Below are 25,364 nucleotides of genomic sequence, written 5' to 3' on the forward strand. Positions count from 1 at the left end.
TTAATCGTCCTGGGTCACCCGCAGAACTTCCTCAAGGGTCGTCACGCCTTCCAGCACTTTCTCCATGCCATCCATGCGTATACCCGGTGTGGTTTTGCGCAAGTATTCCACTATGTCCTGTTCATTCTGGTTGGTGTGAATCATCCGCCGTACCTGCTCATCAATGATGATGACTTCATAAATCCCCGTACGGCCTCTGTAACCATTGGATTTGCATTCATTGCAACCCCGGGCGTGATAAAGGGTAGGCGGATTTGCGGAAGATACACCCAGCTGTTCACATTCGGCTTCATCCGGGGAGTAAGGCTCCTTACAGTTATCGCACAAAAGCCTGACCAGACGCTGGGCCAGCACACCTACAAGGCTGGATGACAGCAAAAACGGTTCAACCCCCATATCCTGCAGACGGGTAATCGCGCCCACCGCAGTGTTGGTGTGTAATGTAGACAGAACAAGGTGACCTGTCAGAGATGCCTGAACGGCGATTTCTGCAGTTTCCGTATCACGAATCTCCCCCACCATAACCACATCCGGGTCCTGGCGCAGTATCGCACGCAGCCCCCGGGCAAAGGTCATATCCACCTTGGTGTTTACCTGGGTCTGGCCAATACCTTCCAGGTTGTATTCGATAGGGTCTTCAACAGTCAGGATGTTGCGGCTGGCATCATTTAGAGAAGACAGTCCGGAGTAAAGGGAGGTGGTTTTACCGGAACCGGTCGGGCCGGTTACCAGAATAATCCCATGGGGCTGGGCCAGCATGGACTGAACCCGCTGCATGTGCTCAGCGGGCATCCCCAGATGTTCAAGGCATAGCCTTCCGGTGGCCTTGTCCAGCAGACGCAGCACCACACGCTCACCATTGCTGGATGGCAGGGTTGATACCCGCACATCCACTTCCTTGCCTGCGACTCGCAGAGAAATGCGCCCGTCCTGGGGGATTCTCTTTTCTGCAATATCCAGCCGGGCCATAACCTTGATCCTCGACACCAGCAGCGCTGCCAATGCCCGTTTCAGACTGAGAATCTCCCGCAGCACGCCATCCACCCGGAACCGGGCCACCAGCCGGCTCTCAAAGGTCTCGATATGAATATCAGAAGCCCCTTCCTTAATAGCTTCCGTCAGTAACGCATTGATCAGGCGGATCACCGGAGCGTCATCGGACTGTTCCAGCAGGTCTTCGGTTTCCGGTACTGCATCCGCCAGGCTGGTCAGATCCGGATCATCACCAATACCAGACATATGCTGGAGGGCATCAGCACTGTTCTGGTGATAACACTGGGTCATCAACTCGGCAAAGGCTTCCGCATCCAGATGCCGGTACTGCAGAGGACGTCCGGCAAAACGACGGACTTCCGAAAAGATATCCGGCCTTGGAAGGCCATGACTGAGCAACAGGGGCTGACCGTTTTCTTCCGTCAGAATCACCTGGTGCCGGTTCGCAAAAGGGAACGGCAGCATGGCTACCGGTACACCCTCTTCGGTATTCAGGTCTGCGGGGAGTGTATTCAAATCCGGACTCCTGATCGTAGTATCATGCCTGTGGCCGCTGAGTGTTATGGTTCTTATGATTTTCTTATTGCTTCGATCGGCCGTTTTAAGAGGCCGTTGAGGTTTTATTGCCCTCCCCAATCAGCCCCAATCACTCTGGGGACAGTAGGAAAAGTAATCGTTTTTGGGTTTTTCGCCTGGAATATTTGAATTGTTCCGGGCAGGGTCAATAATGAAGCCGAACATTTATGGATAAAAATTAACCGATTTATGTTTTTTTTGAAGCGACTCTTGGCTTCACGGCTAGGCTAATACCTATGACCAAAACCCATAAACTGTCCGGACAACCCAGGCTTTGGCTTTGTTATCAGAATGAATAAAGAAACACTGGCCACTTGCCAGCGATGGATCATCAGTTACCACAGGCAACTTCTGCTGGGTCTTCTCTGCGTCGGGCTTATTTACTCTCTGACCGACCATACCCTGCGCATTATGGACGATCTGATGACGGAAGTGCCTGAGCGCAGCCACTTATCAGCCCCCCGAACCCAACCCCTCGCTCTTACCGATTTCCAGTTCCTTTTCGGTGAGGCAGAAGACAAACCCCGGGGAGTACGCAGCACCGATATTCCCGCCACCAACCTGAAACTGGTTCTCAGGGGTGTGCTGGCGGGTACCGACAATGAAGCCTCCAGTGCCATTATCCAGGGCAATGACGGGCAGGATCACCTTTACCAGGTAGGACAGACCATTCCCGGAGGAGCCGTGCTGAACAGCGTGCACAGCCTCTATGTCGTAATTAATTACAACGGTCGCCTGCAGAAACTGTTATTTCCGGAAGCGGAAAAAAATGAACAGAGCCTGCAGGCCTCTGCCTCTTCCATCCGGGCACAGGATCTGCCCCCCGGGCCGATGCACAGCTCCAGTCCCCGAACCCAGATGGAGGAGCTTTCAAAACGGACAATGGAAGAAAAACTGGAGCAAATTCGCCAGCAAATGGAAGACGGCGAGAGCAGGAAAGGAAATTGATCACTTGTCGATAACAACTAAGAATTCACAGGTTGGTACACGATGACAATGCGTATTTCTTCTCTGCCAGGCCGTATCAGCCTGAAGGTTATTCTCCTGTCCCTGACTGCGGCCTGGATGATACCGACCCAGGCAGAAACACCTCCCGCGCAGCCAGACAAACCTGCCGCAGCGGCTGACGCTGCCAAACCGGAAGACAAGCGCTGGACCCTGAATCAGCAGAACGCCGATATTCGGGAGTTTATCGCCCAGGTCGCCGCTATTACCGGGGAAACCTTTGTTATTGATCCTCGTATCAAGGGAGGCAATACCGTCAGCGTGATTTCCTCTCGTCCCATGACCAAGGATCAGGTTTACGATATTTTCCTGGAGGTGCTTAATGCCAATGGCTATGCCGTCATTCCCAAGGGCAAGGTGCGCAGCATTATTCCCAGCACAACGGCAAAAACCTCCAGTCCTTCTTTTGATGGCCGCGACAAACCCGCCAAAGCGACAATGGTGACCCGGGTAATTGACCTGCACAGTGTTTCATCTATTGAGGTCATCCCCATTATCCGGCCATTGATTGCCCAGTACGGCCACGCGGCCGCTTCTGCCTCCGGCAATGCCGTGGTGATCAGTGACCAGAAGGACAATGTCGAGCGAATCACCAAGCTGATACGTGAACTGGATCAGGCCAGCGATAACGATTACGAAGTGCTGCCCCTGGAACACGCCTGGGTCGGCGATGTAGCCAAAATTATTCAGGACACCCTGGCGACCTTCAAAGGCCAGCTCCCCAGTGGTATGCAGGTGATTGCCGATGAGCGCAGTAACCGTCTGGTGATCAAGGGCAATGCCAACAAGAGAGCCAGGGTCAGGAAGCTGGTTCAGACCCTTGATAAAGAAGGCATTCGCAAATCCTCCACCCGAGTTTTGTTCCTTCGCCACGCTGACGCAAAGAACCTTGCCGACCTGTTGAATGAAGCTTCACAGAATATCCAGGATGACTCCCCGGATAAATCTGCCGGCCCCAAACACAGGCCAAACCGCCCAAATCCCCAGCAGTCCGCCAACAGGAGTTCAAATGTCGGTAAAGGCGGTATTGGTGGTAACGCCTTTATCAAGGCCGATGAAACCACCAATGCCCTGGTGATGATTGCCGACCCTGACACCCTTAAAGAACTGGAAAGCATTGTCCGCCAACTGGACATACGCCGGGCCCAGGTACTGATTGAGGCCGCGATTGTAGAAATATCAGGAAATATCGATGAAACCCTCGGCCTGCAGTGGGGCTACCAGGGTAAGAACGCTGTTACCCAGAGAGGTGGAAAAGACGGCACAGCAACAGCGATTTCTGTTGTAGGGGTTCCCCTTGACCCCGCAAAAATGAGCATTGGGCAGGTACTGCTACGAAACAGCAACTTTGGTGTGCTGGTGAATGCCCTGAGCAAGAAAAGTAATGTCAACCTGATGTCCACCCCCAGTCTGATGACTCTGGATAATGAAGAAGCAGAATTCGTAGTGGGTAAAGAAATCTCCTTCACTACGGGTTCTTACCAACAGAACAACACCGATAACAAAAACCCGTTCAATACCACTGAGCGGAAACCTGTGGGCCTGACCCTGAAAGTTACTCCCCATATCGGTGATGGCAACACCCTGCGTCTGGAGATTGAGCAGGAACAATCCAGCATACTGAATGAATCCACCACCATTGATAACAATCCTGTGACCTCACAGAGGAAAATCAAAACCGTTGTACTTGTCGATAACAAAGAAACCATTGTTCTTGGCGGGATTCTTCGGGATATCGTCGCCCACAATACCGATAAGGTTCCGCTTCTGGGTGATATTCCCCTGCTGGGGCGGTTGTTTACCAATAAGAAAGATATTGTTGAAAAGCAGAATATGATGCTTTTTATCAAGCCCAGTATTATTCGGGAAGGCGATGATTCCGACGAAGCCACCATGGACAAGTACACCACCCTGCGCATGATCCATAACGGCAAGGCTCGTTCCCCAATCTATGGTGCCATGCCCGATGAGGCCAGCAAGCTGTTTGACCGTACCAGCCACGCTGCTCCTGCCCCCCAGGAAAAATAACTTCCTTCCATAACCGGGTCGACTCTTCGACCCGGATTTACAAAATATTCACCATTATTTTTTGTTTTTTTGGCGATAACTGCTAGAAATTGAGATTGATTCTCAATCTTATTAAGTGGTATACGTGAAAAACAGAAATATTCACTACAAGCTCTTGAAAAATTTTCTCCCACAGAAGTACATCGTCTCATGCTGTCTGATGCTCTTTACCCTGTTACTGACCAGTGAAACCTTCGCCCTTTCCTCAGAGCAGCTAGTACCAAGCACCCGAGATGGCTCTTTTCAGATCAGCGAAATCAATAATAAAAATGGATTCGAGACAGTCTCTGTCACACTCAACAGCCACATTCAGGGTTCCCCAAGGCTGGCACCTCTGGATAACAACCAGAAGCCCTCCTGTCATATCCTTAAACAATACATTCTGAACGCCCTGGAGCTCTCAAAAGCGGATATTTCACTGACATGCTCAACCACCCCACAGGCCCGGCTATCAGTGAGTTTTGAATTCCAGCACCGTGACCAGTGGCAACTCAAACATATCGCCTGGCATAACGGCTGGATGGTATTAACCGGCAAGATCAATAATAACGTCAACATAAACCAGCAAACGATTCACTCTCTTATGGGAATCCAGAACCAGTTACTGGCGGCCTCCGGAGAGCTGGGCCGAAACTGGCCCGGACTGGGAACAATGCTATCCCTTCAACGGCCTATTGCCCTCTGGCAATGGTTATCAGGCAGCAGATTGAGCCTGTTAAACGGCGCAATAACCGCCTGGCACGGCTACGAAGTAATTTCACATACAACGGGGACTATTGGAGCATTCAAATGCCGGGACTGGTATGGGTTGATTCTTAATACCCTGGCTTTGACTTACCATACCCTGGAAGGACTAACCCACGCTGATGAAACAGCCCTGGGCAATATCGTTCACCTGGATTTCCAGGGGGACTTTATCCAGGCCAGTGGTTACCCACACGCCGCTCTCACGGCTCTCACGGGTGGCGCGCTGGCGGTTACAGTGCTTGACCTGTTACATCACAGTCATGGTCATCATCACGGAGAATCGCCCCATCCTATCGGCAACAGCCTTGTGGCCATGGCTGAAGCCATGCATGCCATAATGCATGCTTCAGAGTTTATAGAGGCAGTGAAAGGCTGGATTTATGGCCATAGCCATAGCCATAGCCATAGCCATAGCCATTAATAACTCAGCCTACAGTGCGTAGGATATATCCCAATCCACAAACCATAAAAAAGCGTCCGGTCAAAAGTGAAAGATAGATTAACCACCTACGCCGAGATTCTTCGTTCACACTGTGTAGCAGAGCAACAGGCGCTTTCATAGCCAGAAGTGAAGGGAACAACAAGGGTGAAGACAGCAGAATCAGAGAGAGCCAGGACTCCAGCCGAAACGAGAACAGCAGACATTAATCCGAAGAACACAGCCTGCTGCTATAAAATCCAACTCTTACAGTAAATGTGCCGATATGATGAACCCGGTCTTCATCAATATTCTTTAACTCATTGGCCAACAAAAGCATGGAGGAAATCATGCTGACATGTTAACAGGTAATGAGTAAAGACACAGCGCTCACAAAGACCGGTTTTATAAAGAGGGACAAACAAAAAACGGTTTGCCAGAGCACCAGAAAACCGTTTTCATGCCTTATATCCAACAGGAATCAAAGATCCTCAAGCATAATTTCAGGATTGGCATAAGGCATATTCAAGGCCTCTGCTACTTCTCGACAGGTGACTTGTCCGTGGGCAACATTCAATCCGTTTAACAGGTGGCGATCATCTTCCAGTGCCTGACGAACACCTTTATCCGCCAGAGCCAGGGCATAAGGCAGAGTCGCATTGTTCAGGGCCTCGGTGGATGTACGGGCAACTGCGCCAGGCATATTAGCTACACAGTAGTGAACAACACCGTCAATAATGTAGATCGGCTCTGCGTGGCTTGTCGGCTTTGAGGTTTCAAAACAGCCGCCCTGGTCAATGGCTACATCAACAATCGCCGCTCCAGGCTTCATGCGGGATAACAGTTCACGGGACACCAGCTTGGGCGCGGAAGCACCGGGTACCAGCACCGCGCCAACCACAAGGTCAGCCTGCAGAACATGCTCTTCAAGGGCTGAACTGGTAGAGAACACAGTGCGAATACGATTACCGAAGCGAGCATCCAGGCGACGCAGAACATCGACAGAACGGTCCAGCACCACAACATCAGCACCCAGGCCTACGGCCATGGCAACGGCATTTTCACCCACAACACCACCACCAATCACTACAACCCGGCCAGGTTCAACACCGGGAACCCCTCCAAGAAGAACACCCCGACCTCCATTGGCTTTTTCGAGGGCATTGGCACCAGCCTGAATCGACATACGTCCCGCCACTTCTGACATAGGTGCCAGGAGGGGAAGACGTCCGTGATCGTCGGTTACGGTTTCATAGGCGATACATGTTGCACCAGAAGCGACCAGACCCCTGGTTTGCACTTCATCCGGCGCAAGATGGAGATATGTGAAGAGAATCTGTCCCTCTTTCAGTAGTGCCCTCTCAACAGCCAGTGGTTCCTTAACCTTAACAATCATCTCACTGCACTTGAAAACCTCTTCTGCAGTGGCAAGAATACGTGCTCCCACTTTTTTATAAAGATCATTAGTAAAGCCAATACCTGCACCGGCATTATTTTCTACAACAACCTCATGGCCATGTTTAATCAGTTCCATAACGGAAGCCGGTGTCAGGCCAACGCGATATTCGTGATTTTTAATTTCTTTTGGCACACCAATCAGCATAAATAAACTCCCCATTACCGGTTGTTAAAACAAGCACGGCAGAATAAAACAAAGCAGGAAACACAACCAAAATACAGGCCATAAAATAACTGACATCTTGAGTATATTTATATGCTTTTGGATGCCTACCCTTAATCTGTATTCCGGGTAAAATAAAGAAAAAAACAAGGTCATAGCTCCACATTCAGAATTTTCATCTGCATATATACGTCAATAATCTTTCTTATAAACATCCATAGTGGTTGAATAGGGCAAAATTCAGTTTTCCTGACCATTATGTTAACAAAATTATTCTTCTCTCTTCTTTTAACCTTGCCCTTCTCCATACCATTGCAGGCTGAGGGCGTACCCGGAAGTTTCCGGGCCGCAAAAAAAGTAGCCAAAGATATTTACCGGGATAAGCAGACCAGCTTTTACTGCGGCTGCAAATACAGCGGCAAAAAGAAACTGATTCCCGACCTCGATTCCTGCGGCTATAAGGTTCGCAAACAGAAAAAACGGGCCTCACGTATAGAATGGGAGCATGTGATACCGGCCTGGGTATTCGGCCACCAGCGCCAGTGCTGGCAGGGTGGCGGACGCAAAAACTGCAAAAAAGACAAGGTGTTCCGCACAATGGAAGCCGACCTCTATAATCTTGTCCCCGCCGTGGGTGAAGTGAATGGTGACAGGTCCAACTACAAATTCGCGGTGCTGCCCGATATCGGCAATATGTATGGTCAGTGCGATTTTAAAGTGGACTTCAAGGCCCGCAGGGCTGAACCGCCGGTTAAACAGCGGGGCAAGATTGCCAGAATCTATTTGTATATGGCCGATCGCTATAACCTCAAACTCAGCAAGCAGGACAAAAAACTTTACCAGGCATGGAACAGAAAGTATCCGGTTACACACTGGGAGCTGGAACGGGGCAAGCGGATAGAGAAAATCCAGGGCTGGCCAAACCCTTACCTGACCAATAACACAATTCAGTAATACTACTAACTCCTACGAGTCCGCGGATAACATCCGCAGGGGCGGAAATGGCATTAAATAAGAGTGCAGGCCGATGGTTTTTTGGGGATTATTTTAAGTTCTGGATGTTCACGTTCCAGTTGTCTCCATTCACGAACGGCTAACTTCTTCGCTTCATCAGGAGTATTCAGGCGAAACCTGTGCAATATCCCATATTCAATATTTAAGTCAGGGTCGACATGCACAGTAAAGCCTTCTTTTAAGGCCCCTTGCGCTGTGGATTTTATACATACTGTGTCGTAACAACCTATAGTGAGAACATCGCTAATCTGGCTTTTCTTCAGGTATTCTCCCAGTCTGCCCTGAATCAGATTTTCCAGTTCCTCATAACCCTCAGTGACGCCAACCTCCTCAAAGGCATCATTCACATTCTCACCTTTCAAAAAATATTTGAACAACTTGCTTTTTTCCAACTCTGTTTTGAGTGGGGGTATGATCTCTGATGATTCCATGGGAAGTGTTTTATCATCAAGACGAATGCCAATAAAAGTGACCTTCAGGTTACCTGCATATACCCGTATCAGCTCAGCCATACGAGCGACAAGAGGGCGATTCACAGGTTCTTCAAAATCTCTGGAGAACCCGACTTGCATGTCTATCAGCAGAACAGCAACAGACTTACCCTCTTTTAACAGCTGATTAATATGAAAGATTGTATCTTCCAAACCAGCCCGGACATTTGAAGTCAGTAAAAAAAAGACCAGAAATGCTTTCAGGCTGTTGGTAAGCATCCGGTTTTACTCCTGAATTCACTTGTCGAAAGATAGCTAATCTTCATACGCAGGACATGACCAGTTCCTGTTTGAACAGTTCTGGCAACAGGGTGAAAGCGGCTGGCTCCGGCAAAAGGAACCAGCCGGAACAATCAGGCCATTTCCGCCTCAGTACTCATCATGGTGCTGGCCAGCACACCATAAACAGCCGTCCAGGCGCTGCGCACATCATCGGTAAAGGCATCACCCAGCCCCTGCTCCAGAGTCCACAGCAGTGCCGCAGCTACAGTCTGGTAATGTTCGGGCTTCACACCATAACCCTCATGACGCTTCCCCATTTCCTGCAGGGGTGAAATCAGGGCATCCAGATTGCGCAGACCATTTACGGCTACACCAATCATCTGCATCAGTTTTTTACCCTGTTCTTTCATATCACTGCTGAACAGTGGCCGCAAAGAAGGATCGAGTTCAAAAAGGCGGCCGTAAAACAGTTCGGCAGCAGTATCTGCAATCGGTACAACCTTTTGCCAAGACTCTTCTACCAGCTTGATATCTTGTTCTAAAACAGACATGTACTTACCTATTTATTATCAATTATATCCCGTATCAGGCGTATGACGACTCCGGCATATAAAGAGGATAAAGTGTCTGTTCCTCATGCTCAATACGTTTCACCAGTACCGCGCCGATAGCCTGCAGCTGGGGCAGGAATTCGCCCTTCATGGCGGCTGACCATACGGGCTTATCATAGCGAGTGACAAACTGGTTCACTGTTCGACCAATATGCATCATCTCCTGGCGAAACTCCCGAATCATCCCCTGGCTGTCAGGATCATTCTGCAGGTTGCTGGTAAGATAGACGTAGAGTTTCAGGTTTTCAGTCAGCAGATGACCACGCAGGATAGTGGTGAACTCTTTCAAGGCAGCCTGGACTTTGCTCCACTGCTGGCTTTCAGCATGCGTCACCATCTGCCCGAACAGGTTCAGCAGATTCTGGTGTTCCTCAGTGAATTGATTTATCAGACGACTGTCGTAACCAATACCCTTTGTTGCACTGGCAGGTGACGATCGTACAGGCTCTTTGACTTTTTTTTTGCGAAATAAACCGAACATCCTTCCTTACTCTTTCTTCTTTTTATGATACTTCCAGTGTTTAGGAGACTGTCGGACTTAACCGACCGTAACGAGAAAAAATCCGGCAGGCTCCTTTACTCATTCTTGGTATTAGACGACATATATATTACACAAAAAGCCCCTGCAAAAGCAGGGGCTTTGAAAAAGTGAGAACGGCTTAACTTACCAGCCAGCCACTTCCTTAAGGGCAGCACCGATATCGGCCAGACTGCGGACAGTCTTGACACCGGCGTCTTCCAGGGCTGCGAACTTCTCATCTGCAGTTCCCTTACCACCAGCGATAATGGCACCAGCATGACCCATACGCTTACCGGCAGGTGCAGTTACACCAGCGATATAGGAAACGACAGGTTTGGTCACGTTGGCCTTGATGTAGGCAGCCGCTTCTTCTTCCGCAGTACCACCGATCTCGCCGATCATCACGATAGCTTCGGTGGCAGGGTCCTTTTCAAACAGCTCCAGGATATCGATAAAGTTGGAGCCCGGGATGGGGTCACCACCGATACCAACACAGGTGGACTGACCGAAACCGAAGTCAGTAGTCTGCTTAACGGCTTCGTAAGTCAGGGTGCCGGAACGGGATACGATACCCACCTTGCCAGGCTTGTGGATATGACCGGGCATAATGCCGATCTTGCACTCGCCGGGAGTGATCACGCCGGGGCAGTTAGGGCCGACCAGACGTACGCCCAGTTCGTCGCACTTCACCTTGGCATCCAGCATATCCAGAGTCGGGATACCTTCGGTGATGCAGACGATCAGCTTGATGCCACCGTTAGCGGCTTCCAGGATGGAATCCTTACAGAAGGGAGCCGGTACGTAGATTACGCTGGCAGTAGCACCAGTGGCTTCTACAGCTTCTGCTACAGTGTTGAACACCGGCAGGCCCAGGTGAGTCTGACCACCCTTGCCCGGAGTCACGCCGCCAACCATCTGAGTACCATAGGCGATAGCCTGCTCAGAGTGGAAAGTGCCCTGGGAACCAGTAAAGCCCTGGCAGATAACCTTGGTATTTTTATCGATCAGAACGCTCATGCCTGGCCTCCCGCTGCTTTCACTACCTGTTGCGCCGCGTCGGTCAGACTGGTCGCTGCAATAATATCCAGACCACTTTCGGCCAGGAGCTTGGAACCGTTCTCGGCGTTGTTACCTTCCAGGCGTACAACCACCGGCACGTTAACACCCACATCCTTCACTGCACCGATGATACCTTCGGCAATCAGGTCACAGCGAACGATACCACCGAAGATATTAACCAGGACCGCCTTCACATTGTGATCAGACAGGATGATCTTAAAGGCTTCGGTCACACGCTCTTTAGTCGCGCCACCACCAACGTCCAGGAAGTTGGCCGGCTCACCACCGTGCAGTTTAACGATATCCATGGTACCCATGGCCAGACCAGCGCCGTTTACCATGCAGCCGATGTTGCCATCCAGAGCCACGTAGTTCAGCTCCCACTGAGCAGCGTGAGCTTCACGGGCATCTTCCTGACTGGGGTCATGCATCGCCTTCAGCTTGGGCTGACGATAGATAGCGTTGCTGTCGATGCCCAGCTTGGCATCGAGGCAGTGCAGATCACCGGCATCAGTGATAACCAGCGGGTTAACTTCAAGCAGTGCCAGGTCATGATCCTGGAACAATTTAGCCAGACCCAGGAAGATCTTGGTGAACTGCTTCACCTGAGTAGCATTCAGGCCCAGCTTGAACGCCAGATCACGGCCCTGGTAAGGCTGAGCGCCAACAAGAGGATCGATTTCGGCTTTCAGAATCTTTTCAGGAGTTTCTTCCGCAACCTTCTCGATTTCAACGCCACCCTCGGTAGACGCCATAAATACGATGCGGCGGGTAGAGCGGTCAATAACGGCACCCAGATACAGCTCATTAGCAATATCGGTGCAGCTTTCTACCAGAATTTTAGCAACTGGCTGACCTTTTTCGTCTGTCTGATAAGTCACCAGATTCTGACCCAGCCACTTGTCGGCAAAGTCGCGAATTTCTTCGCGGGTCTTTACCAGTTTTACTCCACCGGCCTTACCACGGCCACCGGCGTGTACCTGGGCTTTAACTACCCACATGTCGCCGCCAATTTTGTCGGCGGCTTCTACAGCTTCATCGGCCGTATCACAGGCATAACCGGTGGACACCGGCAGGCCATAGGCAGCAAACAGCTGCTTGCCCTGGTATTCGTGCAGATTCATTCAAGTACCCTGTCTGCGCGCTGTACGCACAACCTTTATCATTATTGGGCAGGACGGAACTTCTGGAACCTGCCCCCCTCACTTATCAGCACCCGCCAAGGAACAGCGGGTGCTTTATCATTATCGAATTACGGGCTATTTGCGGTTAGGGATATGGATAGCGTGGCCATCCACTGCCAGGGCCGCTTCATGGAGACACTCACCCATGGTCGGGTGAGCGAACATGGTCAGGGCCAGATCTTCCGCACTGGCGGCAAACTCCATGGCAATTACGCCCTGCTGAACAATCTCAGCAGCGCTCGGGCCGACCACGTGAACACCCAGTACCCGGTCAGTGGCCTTGTCGGCAATCACTTTTACCAGACCGTCAGTGTCGTTGGCGGCCAGGGCACGGCCACTGGCCATGAATGGGAAAGTACCGATTTTGTACTCTTCACCACTGGCCTTGAGTTCTTCCTCGGTCTTACCAACCCAGGCGATTTCCGGGTGGGTGTAGATAACGGAAGGAATCAGGTCATAGTTCACCTGAGCCTTCTGATCAGCAATCAGATCGGCCACCATCACGCCTTCTTCAGAACCCTTGTGGGCCAGCATGGGGCCACGGACCACGTCACCGATCGCGTATACGCCGGGTACGTCTGTACGACACTGGTCATCAACAAAGATAAAGCCGCGCTCATCAAGGTTGATACCGGAATCCTGGGCCAGCAGGTTTTCAGTGAACGGGCGACGTCCAACCGCAACAATCAGCTTGTCAAAGATTTCCGTCTGCTCTTCATCACTGTCCTGGGTCATGTATTTCACAGTGACTTCGGTGTCAGTTTTTTCAGAGCCAACCACACGGGCACCCAGACGGATATCCAGCTTCTGCTTCTTGAAGATCTTGCCGGACTCACGGGCAATCTGCTGATCCGCCAGGCTCAGGAACTTGTCCTGGGCTTCCAGTACGGTCACCCTGGCACCCAGACGGGCCCAGACACTGCCCAGTTCGAGGCCAATTACACCGGCACCGATCACACCCAAACGCTCAGGCACTTCCTTGATTTCCAGGGCACCAGTGGAGTCGATGATCAGATCACCGTCCTGACGGGCCGGGGGAATATCGATAGGTGCAGAACCGGTCGCGATAACAATGTTCTCAGCGCTGATAGTGCTGACGGAACCGTCCTGGGCCGTTACCTCAATCTGCTTGCCAGCCAACACCTTGGCAGTGCCCTGCACAGTGGTGACACCATTCGCCTTGAATAAACCGGTGATACCGGTGGTCAGCTTCGTGACGATCTTTTCCTTACGGGCAATCATCACCGGCACATCTATCTCTGCATCGCTGACTTTAATGCCATGCTGCTTGAAATGCTCCTGGGCCTCATAAAACTTATGAGAACTGTCCAGCAGCGCCTTGGACGGAATACAGCCCACATTCAGACAGGTACCGCCGAGCTTGGGCTTTCCCCTGCCGTCGACCCACTTCTCAATACAAACCGTTTTCAGGCCTAGCTGCGCAGCACGAATGGCGCAAACATATCCGGCTGGACCTGCCCCAATCACGGCTACGTCAAATTTATCGGTCATGTCTTTATTCCAAAATTAATAACAGGTGAAACTGTCATCAGATATCCAGAAGCATACGTGCCGGGTCTTCCAGCAGTTCTTTAATAGTGACAAGGAAAGTCACTGCTTCTTTGCCGTCCAGCAAACGGTGGTCGTAGGAAAGCGCCAGATACATCATGGGCAGAATTTCAACTTTTCCGTCCACCGCCATGGGCCGTTCCTGAATCTTATGCATTCCCAGAATGGCTGCCTGGGGGGGATTCAGGATGGGCGTGGACAGCAGAGACCCGAACACACCACCATTGGAAATGGTAAAGGTGCCGCCGGTCATTTCATCAATAGAGAGCTTACCCTCACGGGCCTTGGTGCCATACTCCCTTATAGTGGACTCAACATCCGCCAGACTCATGTCTTCGGTATTGCGCAGAACAGGCACAACCAGGCCACGATCACTGGAGACCGCCACACCAATATCCTGGTAGCCATGATATACAATATCATTACCGTCGATGGAAGCATTTACAACAGGCTGACGCTTCAGGGCTTCAACCGCAGCCTTCACGAAGAAGGACATAAAGCCCATCTTCACGCCGTGGCGCTTCTCAAACAGATCCTTGTACTGCTTGCGCAGCTCCATAATCGGCTTCATGTTGACCTCATTAAAGGTGGTCAGCATGGCCGCTTCCTGCTGGGCAGAAACTAAACGCTCTGCAACCTTGGCCCGCAAACGGGTCATAGGCACACGCTTCTCAACACGATCACCGGCAAACACAGGCGCAGCGGGAGCGGGCTGGACTTTAGGCGCTGCAGGAGCCGAAGCGGGTTTCTCGGCAACGGGTGCCGGTGCAGGCGTGCCGGACTTGGCAAAGGCCAGCACATCTTCCTTAGTCACCCGGCCGTCTTTACCGGTACCAGGAATATCACCGGGGTTAATACCGTATTCATCAGCAGCCCTGCGGGCAGCCGGGCTCAGCAGGGGCTCGGCTTCAGTCGCGGCCGGAGCAGCAGCCTGGGCAGCCGGTGCCGGTTCAGCGCCGGCAGCACCGGCCTCAAAACGGCCAATCAGCTGCTCGCTAAGGATAGTGTCACCCTCAGGGCAAAGTATTTCAGCTAACACACCGTCAACGGGAGCAACAATTTCGAGAACAACCTTGTCGGTCTCAATATCCGCCAGCAGCTCATCACGTTTGCAGCTTTCACCCACCTGCTTGTGCCAGGTGGCAATAGTTCCGTCAGCAACAGACTCAGGAAATGTCGGGGCTTTTATTTCAGTGGCCATAAATGTCTGATTCCTTGTGCTCCAGTAAGCTGTTAGTTCAGGCCCAGTGCGTCGGCCACCAGCTTCTGCTGCTGTTCAACGTGCATGGACATGTAACCACAGGCTGGCGCGGCTGATGCCGGACGACCGGCATAGGTCAGTTGTAGTTTTTTATTAATATGAGAGGCAATGGCCCGGTGCATATGGTGCTGACTGCAGTACCAGGCACCCTGGTTCATTGGCTCTTCCTGACACCAGATAACCGAGGTCAGGTTGGAGTATTGGTTGGTAACCACCGTAAGATCCCCTTCAGGGAACGGATAAAGCTGTTCGATCCTGACGATGGCGATATGGTCCAGCCCTTCCGCCTGACGTTTCTCTGCCAGATCGTAGTATATCTTGCCACTGCACAGCACCAGCCGGGTGACTTTACTCTTGTCCTGCTCTTCCTGTTCAGGTATCACCGTCTGGAAGGAGCCTTCCGCCAGTTCTTCCAGGGAAGACACAGCAGACTTGTGACGCAGCAGACTCTTGGGTGAAAACACCACCAGGGGCTTACGCAAGGGACGCAGAATCTGACGACGCAGCATATGGAATACCTGGGCCGGTGTTGTCGGTACGCAGACCTGAATATTATGTTCAGCACACAACTGCAGAAAACGCTCCAGACGGGCTGAAGAGTGCTCAGGTCCCTGACCTTCATAGCCGTGGGGCAACAGCATAGTCAGGCCGCACAGTCTTCCCCACTTTGACTCACCGCTGGTAATAAACTGATCAATCACCACCTGGGCACCGTTGGCGAAATCACCAAACTGGGCTTCCCAGATCACCAGAGAATTAGGCTGGGTTGTGGCATAGCCATACTCAAAGGCGAGAACCGCTTCTTCGGAAAGAACGGAATCATAAATCTGCATCCTGGGCTGATCTTCGGAAAGATGGGCCAGGGGAACATAGGTTTCACCGTTCTTCTGGTTGTGCAGTACCGCATGGCGGTGGGAGAAGGTACCACGGCCTACGTCCTGACCAGTCAGACGTACCGGATGACCTTCCATCAGCAGACTGGCATAGGCCAGAAGCTCGGCCATACCCCAGTTGATGGGCAGCGCGCCTGCGGCCATCTTACGACGATCTTCAGTAATCTTGCTGACCTGGCGCTGCTGAACAAAACCTTCAGGTACATTCACCAGTTTCTGTCCAAGTTCCTGCAGGGTCCCCATGGCCACACGAGTGTCGTGCATAGCGGTCCATTCGTGACCCAGATAAGGTGTCCAGTCAACATAAAGGCCGGTATTGGGTTCACGTACCAGGCTCTTGGCCACGTGCTCACCATTGTCCAGAGCGTTGCGGTACTCCTCCACCATGACATCAGCAAGCTTACTGGTGGCGACATTTTGTTCCGTCAGGTACTTCGCATACAGGGCACGGGTTGTTTCCTGTACCTTGATCTGGCTATACATTATTGGCTGAGTAGCCGCCGGCTCATCAGCTTCGTTATGGCCTCGACGGCGATAACAGACAAGATCAAGGACAACGTCTTTCTTGAATTCGTTGCGATAGTCTGCAGCCAGTTTGGTGGCAAAAATAACCGCCTCGGGATCGTCTCCATTCACATGCAGAATAGGCGCACCAACAATCTTGGCTACGTCAGTACAGTATTCTGTTGAACGGGCGTCTTCCGGCTTGCTGGTGGTAAAGCCAACCTGGTTGTTAATCACAATGTGAATAGTACCGCCGGTGGCATAAGCGCGGGTCTGGGAGAGCTGGAAGGTTTCCATCACTACACCCTGGCCGGCAAAGGCCGCATCACCATGAATGGAAATAGGCAGCACCTGCACCCGGCTGTTATCGTCACGGCGCTCCTGACGGGCACGTACAGAGCCTTCCACTACAGGACTGACAATTTCCAGATGGGACGGGTTAAAGGCCAGTGCCAGATGCACTTCACCGCCTGGGGTCATTACATTGGATGAGAAACCCTGGTGGTATTTCACGTCGCCGGAACCGTTTTCGGAGTGAAGATTGATCTTGCCCTCAAACTCATCAAACAGGTCTGCGGGATTCTTGCCGAAAATGTTTACCAGAACATTCAGACGGCCACGGTGAGCCATACCAATAACGACCTCTTTAGCCGCGCCGGCACCGGTACGCTGGATCAGTTCGTCCAGCATGGGAATCAGAGACTCACCACCCTCAAGGCCAAAACGTTTGGTTCCGGGATATTTAGTACCCAGATATTTTTCCAGTCCTTCTGCTGCAGTCAGACGCTCAAGTAGGTGCATACGGGCATCAACGCTCATTTCCGGACGACCGCGGACACTCTCCAGTTTATGCTGGAACCAGCGACGCTGTTCGGTATCGACGATATGCATGAACTCAGCGCCGATGGAGCTGCAGTAGGTACTCTCCAGGGCTGAACGGATTTCCCCCAGGGTCGCTTCTTCTTTACCAATAAAGAGCGAGCCTGTCTGGAAAGGCGTATCAAGGTCAGCTTCGGTCAGGCCGTGATGCTCCAGCATCAGGTCGGGAACCGGCTTGCGCTTCATCAGGTGAAGAGGGTCAAGAGCAGCCTGTTGATGGCCACGCACCCGATAAGCATTAATCAGGCGAAGAACCAGAACCTGCTTTTTCTCATGCTCACTGCTGACAGAGCTGGCAGAAACCGGCTGCTGACGCTGACGACTGCGGGCAAGATGAATAAAGTTTTCACGAATAGTGGAATGTGGAACGTCATTAGCCTGGGCACCTTCCGTCTGGGGAAGGCTGGCAAAGTAGTCGCGCCATTGTTCAGGCACGGCATTCGGGTCACGCAGATAGCGCTCGTAAAGCTCTTCCACGTATGCAGCGTTTCCCCCGGATATATGGGCCGTCTGCCACATCCGCTGCATAACACTATCTTGCATTTTTTATGTCACCCCAGATTTGCGGGGCGCTATCTGCCAGCAGGTAATGACTGGTTATTCAAATGACAGTAAATGTGATAATCCACGGCTCACAAGATTGCCTGCCAGTTGCCGGTCCCCACAGATAGCCCGGATTGTGCCCGGATGCCCCTGTTGGTTAAACCTTAACGAAACTGTTGTTCTTATTGAGATACCGGGAATCGGTTCCCATACAGTCTCGAGTAAATCCTGTCCACGCCGAACATGCCTTGTAAGCACAAATATAGGCGCAACCCATGAAAAGTACTTAAGCGACTTTCCAGTAATTGGAAATCAGTAGTTAATTATAGGCATTTTCGACGACCTAAATCACCTGTCGTCTGCTTCTTATTCTGTATGCTTTCTGTTACAGAGCGTTGAGCAACCATTCAGAAAGCCCCTGGCCCTGGACCAGGGGCACACATCATCAGGTACCGCTGGCCAGCAGCATATTCCGGATATGACCAATGGCCCGTGTCGGGTTCAAACCCTTCGGGCAGACATTGACACAGTTCATAATACCCCGGCAGCGGAATACGCTGAACGGGTCATCCAGGTTCGCCAGTCGCTCTTCCGTCGCGGTGTCACGGCTGTCCGCCAGAAAGCGATATGCCTGCAGCAGACCGGCCGGACCCACGAATTTGTCCGGGTTCCACCAGAAAGACGGACAGGCCGTGGAACAGCAGGCACAGAGGATACATTCGTACAAGCCATCCAGCCTGGCTCGCTCTTCCGGGCTCTGCAGCCGCTCAATGGCAGGTGCAGGTTTGTCGTTGATCAGATAGGGACGAATCTTTTCATACTGCTTGTAGAAAAGATCCATATCCACAACCAGATCGCGGATAACCGGCAGACCGGGCAGCGGGCGCAGCACCAGCTTGCCCTTACGTACCGCCTCAGACAGAGGGGTTACACAGGCCAGGCCGTTAGTGCCGCTGATATTCATACCGTCGGAGCCACACACACCCTCACGGCAGGAGCGGCGATATACAAAACTGTCATCCTGCTCTTTGATCAGGGCCAGCACATCAAGAACCATCAGGTCTTTACCTTCAGGAATATCGATGGTCAGATCCTGCATCCAGGGAGCGGAATCCTTTTCAGGGTTGTAGCGATAAACACTGACCTTCAAGTTCATTCTTTCTCCCCTCCTCAGTATGTCCGCTTCTTCGGCGGGAACGCTTCCATGGTCTTGGGCGCGAAGTTAACGTCACGCTTACCGACACGCTTCTCCAGCGGGAAATACAGGGAATGCTTCAGCCAGTTCTCGTCATCCCGTTCCTGATAGTCGTTGCGGGCGTGGGCACCGCGGGACTCTTTACGTTCCAGGGCGGACACAGCTGTGGCATAGGCCACCTCAAACAGGTTCTCCAGCTCCAGGGCTTCAATACGCGCTGTATTGAAGGCCATGCTCTTATCTTCAAGATAAGTATTACCCAGACGAACTTTCAGCTCATCCAGCAGCTTGAGGCCTTCAACCATTTTGCCCTCTTCGCGGAATACGCCGAAGTTGAGCTGCATGATGTTCTGGAGATCCTTACGGACATCAGCCACTTTCTCGCCGGAAGTGGAATCATTCAGACGATTCAGGCGGGCCATGGCACGATCAATGTCTTCATCGCTGGCATCGACAGAGTCAAAACCTTCATCCAGGCTCTTCTTGATCTGCAGGCCTGCTGCACGACCAAAGACCACCAGGTCAAGCAGTGAGTTACCACCCAGACGGTTGGCACCGTGCACAGATACACAGGCGGCTTCACCACAGGCATACAGGCCTTCGACAACACCGATCTCACCGTCGGCATCCTGCGTCAGCGCCTGACCACCGATATTGGTGGGAATACCACCCATCATATAATGGCAGGTCGGCACAACAGGTACAGGCTCTTCCACGGGGTCAACGTGGGCAAACGTCTTGGACAGCTCACAGATACCGGGCAGCTTGGCATGCAGCTCTTTCTCGCCCAGGTGATCCAGCTTGAGCAGTACGTGGTCCTTGTTAGGGCCGGCACCACGGCCTTCCATAATTTCAAGAATCATGGAACGGGCAACAACGTCACGACCGGCAAGGTCTTTGGCGTTGGGTGCGTAACGCTCCATAAAGCGTTCACCTTCACCGTTTATCAGGAAGCCACCCTCACCCCGGCAACCTTCGGTTACCAGAACACCGGCACCATGGATACCCGTGGGGTGGAACTGCCACATTTCCATATCCTGGGCCATATAACCGGCACGCAGGGACATGCCAACACCGTCTCCGGTATTAATCAGGGCATTGGTTGTGGAAGCATAAATACGCCCGGCACCACCGGTGGCCATAACGGTGGCCTTGGCCTTGATGTAGACCACTTCACCGGTTTCGATGCAGATGGCAATAACACCGGCCACCTGGCCCTTGGCATTCTTCACCAGGTCAACGGCATACCATTCGTTAAAGAAGGTGGTACCACCTTTCAGGTTACCCTGGTAGAGAGCGTGGAGAAGTGCGTGACCGGTACGGTCGGCAGCAGCACAGGTACGAGCCGCCTGACCACCCTCACCAAAATTCTTGGACTGGCCACCAAAAGGACGCTGGTAGATACGGCCTTCTTCTGTACGGGAGAAAGGCAGACCCATGTGATCCAGCTCGTAAACCGCCTGTGGGCCTACGGAACACATATATTCAATAGCGTCCTGGTCACCGATATAGTCTGACCCCTTAACAGTGTCGTACATATGCCAGCGCCAGTCATCATTAGGATCATCACTGGCGATTGCGCAAGTGATGCCACCCTGGGCCGATACGGTATGGGAACGGGTCGGGAAAACTTTGGTAATACAGGCTGTGCTAACGCCGGACTCTGTCAACTGCAGAGCCGCGCGCATGCCTGCACCCCCACCGCCGATGACAATCGCGTCAAAAGTCAGCGTGCGAATCTTAGACATGTTTTACAGCCCCCAAAGAATCTGAACACCCCAGACGACATAGCTGAACATCACGATGCCGCACAGTGCCTGAAACAGAAAGCGAATTACCATGGCCTTGCCACCTAGGGCACGCTCATTGAAATAATCCCCGGAAATGGTCCACATACCGACCCAGGCATGGGCACCGAGGGAGATCAGCGTCAGCAGGCTGAACACCCGCATCCAGGTCTGGCTGAAAAGCTCTTTCCAGGCTTCATAACCTACCGGACCATTGCAAATCAGCCAGGCCACGATAAAGACGGAAAAAACCGCCAGCACCAGGGCTGTCACCCTCTGCACCATCCAGTCGTAAAGACCACTGCGCGACAGGTTAGTTATATTTGTTACCATACCCAGACCCCCGCCAGGATGCTCAACAACACGCCCAGTACCAGAGTAACAACCGCGCCGACTTTACCAGACTCTTTGGTTTCGCCGATACCCGCATCCATCAGGAGATGCTTGATACCCGCAACAAAGTGGTAACCCAGCGCCGTCAGCAGTCCCCAGACCACAAACCTGGCAAGCGGTGAAGTGAAATACCCCATAAACTGCTCAAAGCCCTCCCTGGATTCCAGAGAAAGATCAAGCCCATAAAGAAGGAAGGCAATACCCACAAAGAGAATCACGCCGGAGATCCGATGCAAAATCGATGTATAGGCGGGTAAGGGCAACCTTATTGTTGTCAGGTCGAGATTGACTGGTCTCTTGCTATTCACGGTCTGACACCCTGTAACCCGAACGGGCTTTTGGAATTGTGTGTTATTTAGACTACTCAGGAGAAAAACACCGGATTCATACAAGAATTAAACAATAATTATATGTACCCTTTACCCCCCAGCTTTCGGGCGGGAGTATAGACATTTCGTTTTTTAATTACAACGACTTAAGTCAGCGCCCCCCTTGGCAGCGTGCATTTTTTCATTGCCTGCACACCACGATGAAGCAAATAACTTTTCGTTAAAAAACCCTTTAACCCATTGACAAAACAGGTCGTACAAGAAACGGACATACGTATACATCTTCTGCATTCCACCGGCGCAGCTTTTCAAAGGTTTCAGGTATATAAGCATGTTTGACAAAAACATTAATCTCTCTATAGTTGGGCGAATCTAGCCTGGTGAGCCAGATGATAAAGTACGCATAGACGACTCCCGGCTCTATATAAAAAATTCCAAAAAAGTAAATACACAATCAGACAGTACAAAGCAGGAGGGCCCATGGCTGAGAAGCTCGCGCGGCTAACCATTGAAGGTAGCGATCTGTCCCTGGAACTGCCGGTATACAGCGGAACTCTTGGACCCGATGTCATTGATGTAAGGAAACTCACAGGCAATGGCGTTTTTACTTACGACCCGGGCTTTGTCTCTACAGCGGCCTGTGAATCAAAAATCACCTATATTGACGGCGACAAAGGCGTACTGCTGCACCGCGGCTACCCCATTGAACAGCTGGCCGAGAAATCCGACTTCCTGGAAGTCTGTTATCTGCTGATTTACGGAGAGCTGCCCGATACAGCCCAGAAAGATAACTTCTCCAGCATGATAATGAAGCACACCATGGTGCATGAGCAGATGGTGGAATTTCTGAACGGTTTCCGTCGCGACGCACATCCCATGGCTATCATGTGTGGTCTGGTGGGCGCGCTGTCTTCTTTTTACCATGACGCCCTGGACATCAAGAATGCGCGTCACCGTGAAATCACCGCTTACCGACTGATCTCCAAAATGCCAACCCTGGCAGCCATGGCCTATCGCTATTCCATGGGCCTGCCATTTATGTATCCCCGCAACAACCTGAGCTACGGCGGCAACTTCCTGCACATGATGTTTGCCACCCCTTGCGAGGAATACGAAGTTAACCCTGTCCTGGCCAAAGCCATGGACAAAATCTTCCTGCTGCACGCTGACCACGAACAGAACGCCTCTACTTCTACCGTACGTCTGGCGGGTTCCAGTGGTGCCAATCCCTTCGCCTGTATCGCTGCCGGCATCGCGGCCCTGTGGGGACCTGCCCACGGCGGTGCCAATGAGGCGGTACTGAAGATGCTGGACGAAATCGGTGACGAGTCCCGCATCGACGAGTTCGTTGCCAAAGCCAAAGACAAGAACGATCCGTTCCGCCTGATGGGCTTCGGTCACCGTGTCTACAAGAATTTTGACCCCCGCGCCAAAGTGATGAAGCAGACCTGTGACGAGGTTCTGGGTGAACTGGGCATCAACGATCCCCAGCTGCGTATCGCCAAGCGTCTGGAAGAAATCGCTCTGGAAGACGAATACTTTATAGAGCGCCAGCTATACCCGAACGTTGACTTTTATTCCGGCATTATCCTGAAAGCCCTGGGTATTCCGGCTGATATGTTCACCGTTATCTTTGCCACCGGTCGTACCCCTGGCTGGGTTGCCCACTGGCACGAAATGATCAGCGGCAGCTACCGTATCGGTCGCCCCCGTCAGCTATACACCGGCCCGGACAAGAGGGATTTCACCCCCCTGTCTGAGCGTTAAGCAACAGCCCACTTAAGTTGAAACCCCAAAACGCCACTGCATACAGTGGCGTTTTTTATTACAGTAAAAAAATAACAGACACGGACTGCACCTATGGAATGGCTCAGCGACCCTCAGGCATGGCTCTCTCTGCTCACGCTCACCTCCCTGGAAATCGTACTGGGCATTGACAATATTATTTTTATCAGCATCCTTGCCGGACGCCTGCCAGAACACCAGCGCAATAACGCCCGCAATGCTGGCCTGCTGCTGGCCATGGTGACCCGTATCCTCCTGCTACTTTCAATTTCCTGGGTGATTGGCCTGAAAGAAACCCTGTTTACCCTTCTCAACCACGATGTCTCAGCACGGGATCTGGTTCTGATGGGAGGCGGCTTGTTCCTGCTGGCGAAAAGCACTCACGAAATTCACGATTCAATGGAAGGCACCGGCAGCAACTCTTCTAACCAGACTGCTGCAGCCAGCTTTGGCATGGTAATGGCGCAGATTGCCATACTGGATATCGTTTTCTCCCTTGATTCGGTTATTACCGCTGTTGGTATGGCTGAACATCTTCCGGTGATGATTATTGCTATTGTTCTGGCTGTCGTGGTGATGATGTGTGCCGCCAAACCTATCGGAGATTTTGTTGATCGCCACCCCACCCTGAAAATGCTTGCCCTGAGCTTCCTGCTTCTGGTAGGGGTATCACTTATTGCCGAAAGCCTGTCTTTCCATATTCCCAAGGGCTACATCTACTTCGCCATGGCCTTCTCCCTGGGTGTGGAAATCCTGAACATCCACAGTGCCCGCAGAAGTAACAAAACCATGTAATCACAACCAGCCCTTTTTCCCAAACCTCATTTCCAGAGCAGATGAAAGAGCAATCCCCAGCCAGCAATAAAAATCATGGTATTGGCGCATTTTCTATGGCGACTTTCAGGAATGCGACTACGCATGTATGTTCCCAGAGGTACTGCAACAGCCAGCAAAGGTAGAAACAGAAGATAATCAACCAACAGGTTTTTCGTAATCACGCCAGAAAAACCGAGAAGAATAAAACGCTCACTGGCGAGAACAATAAAGGCCATCTGGAGGGCAGCAAAATACCGTTCTACCGGATAATGGTTAACCCGGAAAAACGCCAGAAGAAACGGGCCTGGGGCTCCAAAGACAAACCCGGATATTCCCCCACAGGCCGCCAACACATGCGATGCCTTCCCGGGCTTCAGCAACCGGGATATAACTGTGCAGATAAACGGGAAGAAAATCATAAATCCCGCCAGGGCCACCAGCAGAAAATCATTTCTCAAGTATGACAGGAACAGAAAACCCAGCCCTCCTCCCCCGAGCAGGCTGAGGCATGTTATCACATGGCCGCGTATATCGCTGAATATCTGCTCCCTCTCCCGGTAAGCCAGAAACCCACCCAGACTTATAGAGTTAATCGATAAAACGCCTACACACTGCATCATAGGCATGGATAAAGCCAGCATCGGCATAGCCAGTATGGCACCGCCGAAACCGAACGTAGAACGTACTGTCGAAGCCACCGCCAAAGGAAGTATAACCGCAAGGCGATGGAGCATGTCCTGCTGCGTTATCTCAAAGCCCATTCCCCGGCTCCTCTACAACTGTGCCATAATCTTAGCCTGCCAACACAACGGAGGTTCTGTTTTTCCAACAGGCAACGTTCGAATACTACTACACTGGGGCATCTGATAACCTGAAGCACAC

General features: G+C 51.9%; 21 protein-coding genes. 6 read left to right on the plus strand and 15 right to left on the minus strand.

Annotated elements, in window-relative coordinates:
* The gene (gspE, locus tag ACY2RQ_RS00535) at positions 1-1,458 is read right to left on the minus strand and encodes a type II secretion system ATPase GspE (protein WP_490111273.1); all 1,458 of its coding nucleotides are present in this window, start codon (positions 1,456-1,458) and stop codon (positions 1-3) included.
* A 402-nt stretch (positions 1,459-1,860) separates the two neighbouring features.
* On the opposite strand from gspE, the gene ACY2RQ_RS00540 reads away from it, so the two are divergent.
* From ACY2RQ_RS00540 to ACY2RQ_RS00550, 3 genes are all read left to right on the plus strand, one after another.
* Positions 1,861-2,517 carry a type II secretion system protein N gene (locus ACY2RQ_RS00540; protein WP_490110992.1) on the plus strand — a complete coding sequence of 219 codons (657 nt, stop codon included), beginning with the start codon at positions 1,861-1,863 and terminating at the stop codon, positions 2,515-2,517.
* A 42-nt stretch (positions 2,518-2,559) separates the two neighbouring features.
* A complete protein-coding gene (gene gspD / locus ACY2RQ_RS00545; RefSeq protein WP_490110993.1) occupies positions 2,560-4,602 on the plus strand; it encodes a type II secretion system secretin GspD in 2,043 nt (680 codons plus the stop codon).
* Between the two features lie 124 nt (positions 4,603-4,726).
* The gene (locus ACY2RQ_RS00550) at positions 4,727-5,809 is read left to right on the plus strand and encodes a hypothetical protein (RefSeq protein WP_490110994.1); all 1,083 of its coding nucleotides are present in this window, start codon (positions 4,727-4,729) and stop codon (positions 5,807-5,809) included.
* Between the two features lie 478 nt (positions 5,810-6,287).
* Here the strand turns inward: ACY2RQ_RS00550 and ald are convergent, their stop codons facing one another.
* A complete protein-coding gene (ald, locus tag ACY2RQ_RS00555) occupies positions 6,288-7,409 on the minus strand; it encodes an alanine dehydrogenase (protein ID WP_490110995.1) in 1,122 nt (373 codons plus the stop codon).
* Positions 7,410-7,685: 276 nt separating this feature from the next.
* Between ald and ACY2RQ_RS00560 the strand changes: the two genes are divergently transcribed.
* A complete protein-coding gene (locus ACY2RQ_RS00560; protein ID WP_490110996.1) occupies positions 7,686-8,381 on the plus strand; it encodes an endonuclease in 696 nt (231 codons plus the stop codon).
* A 53-nt stretch (positions 8,382-8,434) separates the two neighbouring features.
* On the opposite strand, the gene ACY2RQ_RS00565 is transcribed toward ACY2RQ_RS00560, so the two are convergent.
* The 12 genes from ACY2RQ_RS00565 to sdhC all read right to left on the minus strand — a co-directional run bounded on the left by ACY2RQ_RS00565 (position 8,435) and on the right by sdhC (position 21,860).
* On the minus strand, positions 8,435-9,151 hold the full coding sequence (locus ACY2RQ_RS00565; protein WP_490110997.1) for an isochorismatase family protein: 717 nt from the start codon (positions 9,149-9,151) through the stop codon (positions 8,435-8,437).
* Positions 9,152-9,285: 134 nt separating this feature from the next.
* Positions 9,286-9,705 carry a globin family protein gene (locus ACY2RQ_RS00570; RefSeq protein ID WP_490110998.1) on the minus strand — a complete coding sequence of 140 codons (420 nt, stop codon included), beginning with the start codon at positions 9,703-9,705 and terminating at the stop codon, positions 9,286-9,288.
* A 34-nt stretch (positions 9,706-9,739) separates the two neighbouring features.
* Positions 9,740-10,246 (minus strand): hemerythrin domain-containing protein, encoded by a 507-nt coding sequence (locus ACY2RQ_RS00575; RefSeq protein ID WP_490110999.1) that lies wholly within the window; start codon positions 10,244-10,246, stop codon positions 9,740-9,742.
* 183 nt (positions 10,247-10,429) lie between these two features.
* Positions 10,430-11,302, minus strand: coding sequence for a succinate--CoA ligase subunit alpha (gene sucD, locus ACY2RQ_RS00580; RefSeq protein ID WP_490111000.1), 873 nt, complete (start codon positions 11,300-11,302; stop codon positions 10,430-10,432).
* Complete coding sequence (gene sucC, locus ACY2RQ_RS00585) at positions 11,299-12,468, minus strand: ADP-forming succinate--CoA ligase subunit beta (protein WP_490111001.1); 1,170 nt, start codon at positions 12,466-12,468, stop codon at positions 11,299-11,301. The genes sucD and sucC overlap by 4 nt, the downstream gene beginning before the upstream one ends.
* A 135-nt stretch (positions 12,469-12,603) precedes the next feature.
* A complete protein-coding gene (gene lpdA / locus ACY2RQ_RS00590) occupies positions 12,604-14,040 on the minus strand; it encodes a dihydrolipoyl dehydrogenase (RefSeq protein ID WP_490111002.1) in 1,437 nt (478 codons plus the stop codon).
* Positions 14,041-14,077: 37 nt separating this feature from the next.
* Positions 14,078-15,298, minus strand: coding sequence for a 2-oxoglutarate dehydrogenase complex dihydrolipoyllysine-residue succinyltransferase (gene odhB, locus ACY2RQ_RS00595; protein WP_490111003.1), 1,221 nt, complete (start codon positions 15,296-15,298; stop codon positions 14,078-14,080).
* Positions 15,299-15,330: 32 nt separating this feature from the next.
* Entirely contained in the window at positions 15,331-18,177 is a 2,847-nt protein-coding gene (locus tag ACY2RQ_RS00600; protein ID WP_490111004.1) for a 2-oxoglutarate dehydrogenase E1 component, read from the minus strand.
* Between the two features lie 445 nt (positions 18,178-18,622).
* The gene (locus ACY2RQ_RS00605) at positions 18,623-19,327 is read right to left on the minus strand and encodes a succinate dehydrogenase iron-sulfur subunit (protein ID WP_490111274.1); all 705 of its coding nucleotides are present in this window, start codon (positions 19,325-19,327) and stop codon (positions 18,623-18,625) included.
* 20 nt (positions 19,328-19,347) lie between these two features.
* Entirely contained in the window at positions 19,348-21,120 is a 1,773-nt protein-coding gene (gene sdhA, locus ACY2RQ_RS00610; RefSeq protein WP_490111005.1) for a succinate dehydrogenase flavoprotein subunit, read from the minus strand.
* Positions 21,121-21,123: 3 nt separating this feature from the next.
* Positions 21,124-21,492: a succinate dehydrogenase, hydrophobic membrane anchor protein gene (gene sdhD / locus ACY2RQ_RS00615; protein WP_490111006.1), complete on the minus strand. Its 369-nt coding sequence runs from the start codon at positions 21,490-21,492 to the stop codon at positions 21,124-21,126.
* The gene (gene sdhC / locus ACY2RQ_RS00620) at positions 21,486-21,860 is read right to left on the minus strand and encodes a succinate dehydrogenase, cytochrome b556 subunit (RefSeq protein ID WP_490111007.1); all 375 of its coding nucleotides are present in this window, start codon (positions 21,858-21,860) and stop codon (positions 21,486-21,488) included. The genes sdhD and sdhC overlap by 7 nt, the downstream gene beginning before the upstream one ends.
* 501 nt (positions 21,861-22,361) lie before the next feature.
* Here sdhC and gltA point away from each other — a divergent pair.
* Positions 22,362-23,648, plus strand: coding sequence for a citrate synthase (gene gltA, locus ACY2RQ_RS00625; RefSeq protein WP_490111008.1), 1,287 nt, complete (start codon positions 22,362-22,364; stop codon positions 23,646-23,648).
* A 93-nt stretch (positions 23,649-23,741) separates the two neighbouring features.
* Entirely contained in the window at positions 23,742-24,461 is a 720-nt protein-coding gene (locus tag ACY2RQ_RS00630) for a TerC family protein (protein ID WP_490111009.1), read from the plus strand.
* 26 nt (positions 24,462-24,487) lie between these two features.
* On the opposite strand, the gene ACY2RQ_RS00635 is transcribed toward ACY2RQ_RS00630, so the two are convergent.
* Complete coding sequence (locus ACY2RQ_RS00635) at positions 24,488-25,243, minus strand: sulfite exporter TauE/SafE family protein (RefSeq protein ID WP_490111010.1); 756 nt, start codon at positions 25,241-25,243, stop codon at positions 24,488-24,490.
* Positions 25,244-25,364: the final 121 nt, after the last annotated feature.

The organism is Parendozoicomonas sp. 209JJ7-1 (assembly GCF_058147085.1).

Bases quoted from the DNA above. Each gene is read 5' to 3' on its own strand.
- gspE (WP_490111273.1), bottom strand. From the start codon at position 1,458: ATGCTGCCGTTCCCTTTTGCGAACCGGCACCAGGTGATTCTGACGGAA.
- ACY2RQ_RS00540 (WP_490110992.1), top strand. From the start codon at position 1,861: ATGAATAAAGAAACACTGGCCACTTGCCAGCGATGGATCATCAGTTAC.
- gspD (WP_490110993.1), top strand. From the start codon at position 2,560: ATGACAATGCGTATTTCTTCTCTGCCAGGCCGTATCAGCCTGAAGGTT.
- ald (WP_490110995.1), bottom strand. From the start codon at position 7,409: ATGCTGATTGGTGTGCCAAAAGAAATTAAAAATCACGAATATCGCGTT.
- ACY2RQ_RS00560 (WP_490110996.1), top strand. From the start codon at position 7,686: ATGTTAACAAAATTATTCTTCTCTCTTCTTTTAACCTTGCCCTTCTCC.
- ACY2RQ_RS00565 (WP_490110997.1), bottom strand. From the start codon at position 9,151: ATGCTTACCAACAGCCTGAAAGCATTTCTGGTCTTTTTTTTACTGACT.
- ACY2RQ_RS00570 (WP_490110998.1), bottom strand. From the start codon at position 9,705: ATGTCTGTTTTAGAACAAGATATCAAGCTGGTAGAAGAGTCTTGGCAA.
- ACY2RQ_RS00575 (WP_490110999.1), bottom strand. From the start codon at position 10,246: ATGTTCGGTTTATTTCGCAAAAAAAAAGTCAAAGAGCCTGTACGATCG.
- sucD (WP_490111000.1), bottom strand. From the start codon at position 11,302: ATGAGCGTTCTGATCGATAAAAATACCAAGGTTATCTGCCAGGGCTTT.
- sucC (WP_490111001.1), bottom strand. From the start codon at position 12,468: ATGAATCTGCACGAATACCAGGGCAAGCAGCTGTTTGCTGCCTATGGC.
- lpdA (WP_490111002.1), bottom strand. From the start codon at position 14,040: ATGACCGATAAATTTGACGTAGCCGTGATTGGGGCAGGTCCAGCCGGA.
- odhB (WP_490111003.1), bottom strand. From the start codon at position 15,298: ATGGCCACTGAAATAAAAGCCCCGACATTTCCTGAGTCTGTTGCTGAC.
- ACY2RQ_RS00600 (WP_490111004.1), bottom strand. From the start codon at position 18,177: ATGCAAGATAGTGTTATGCAGCGGATGTGGCAGACGGCCCATATATCC.
- sdhA (WP_490111005.1), bottom strand. From the start codon at position 21,120: ATGTCTAAGATTCGCACGCTGACTTTTGACGCGATTGTCATCGGCGGT.
- sdhD (WP_490111006.1), bottom strand. From the start codon at position 21,492: ATGGTAACAAATATAACTAACCTGTCGCGCAGTGGTCTTTACGACTGG.
- gltA (WP_490111008.1), top strand. From the start codon at position 22,362: ATGGCTGAGAAGCTCGCGCGGCTAACCATTGAAGGTAGCGATCTGTCC.
- ACY2RQ_RS00630 (WP_490111009.1), top strand. From the start codon at position 23,742: ATGGAATGGCTCAGCGACCCTCAGGCATGGCTCTCTCTGCTCACGCTC.
- ACY2RQ_RS00635 (WP_490111010.1), bottom strand. From the start codon at position 25,243: ATGGGCTTTGAGATAACGCAGCAGGACATGCTCCATCGCCTTGCGGTT.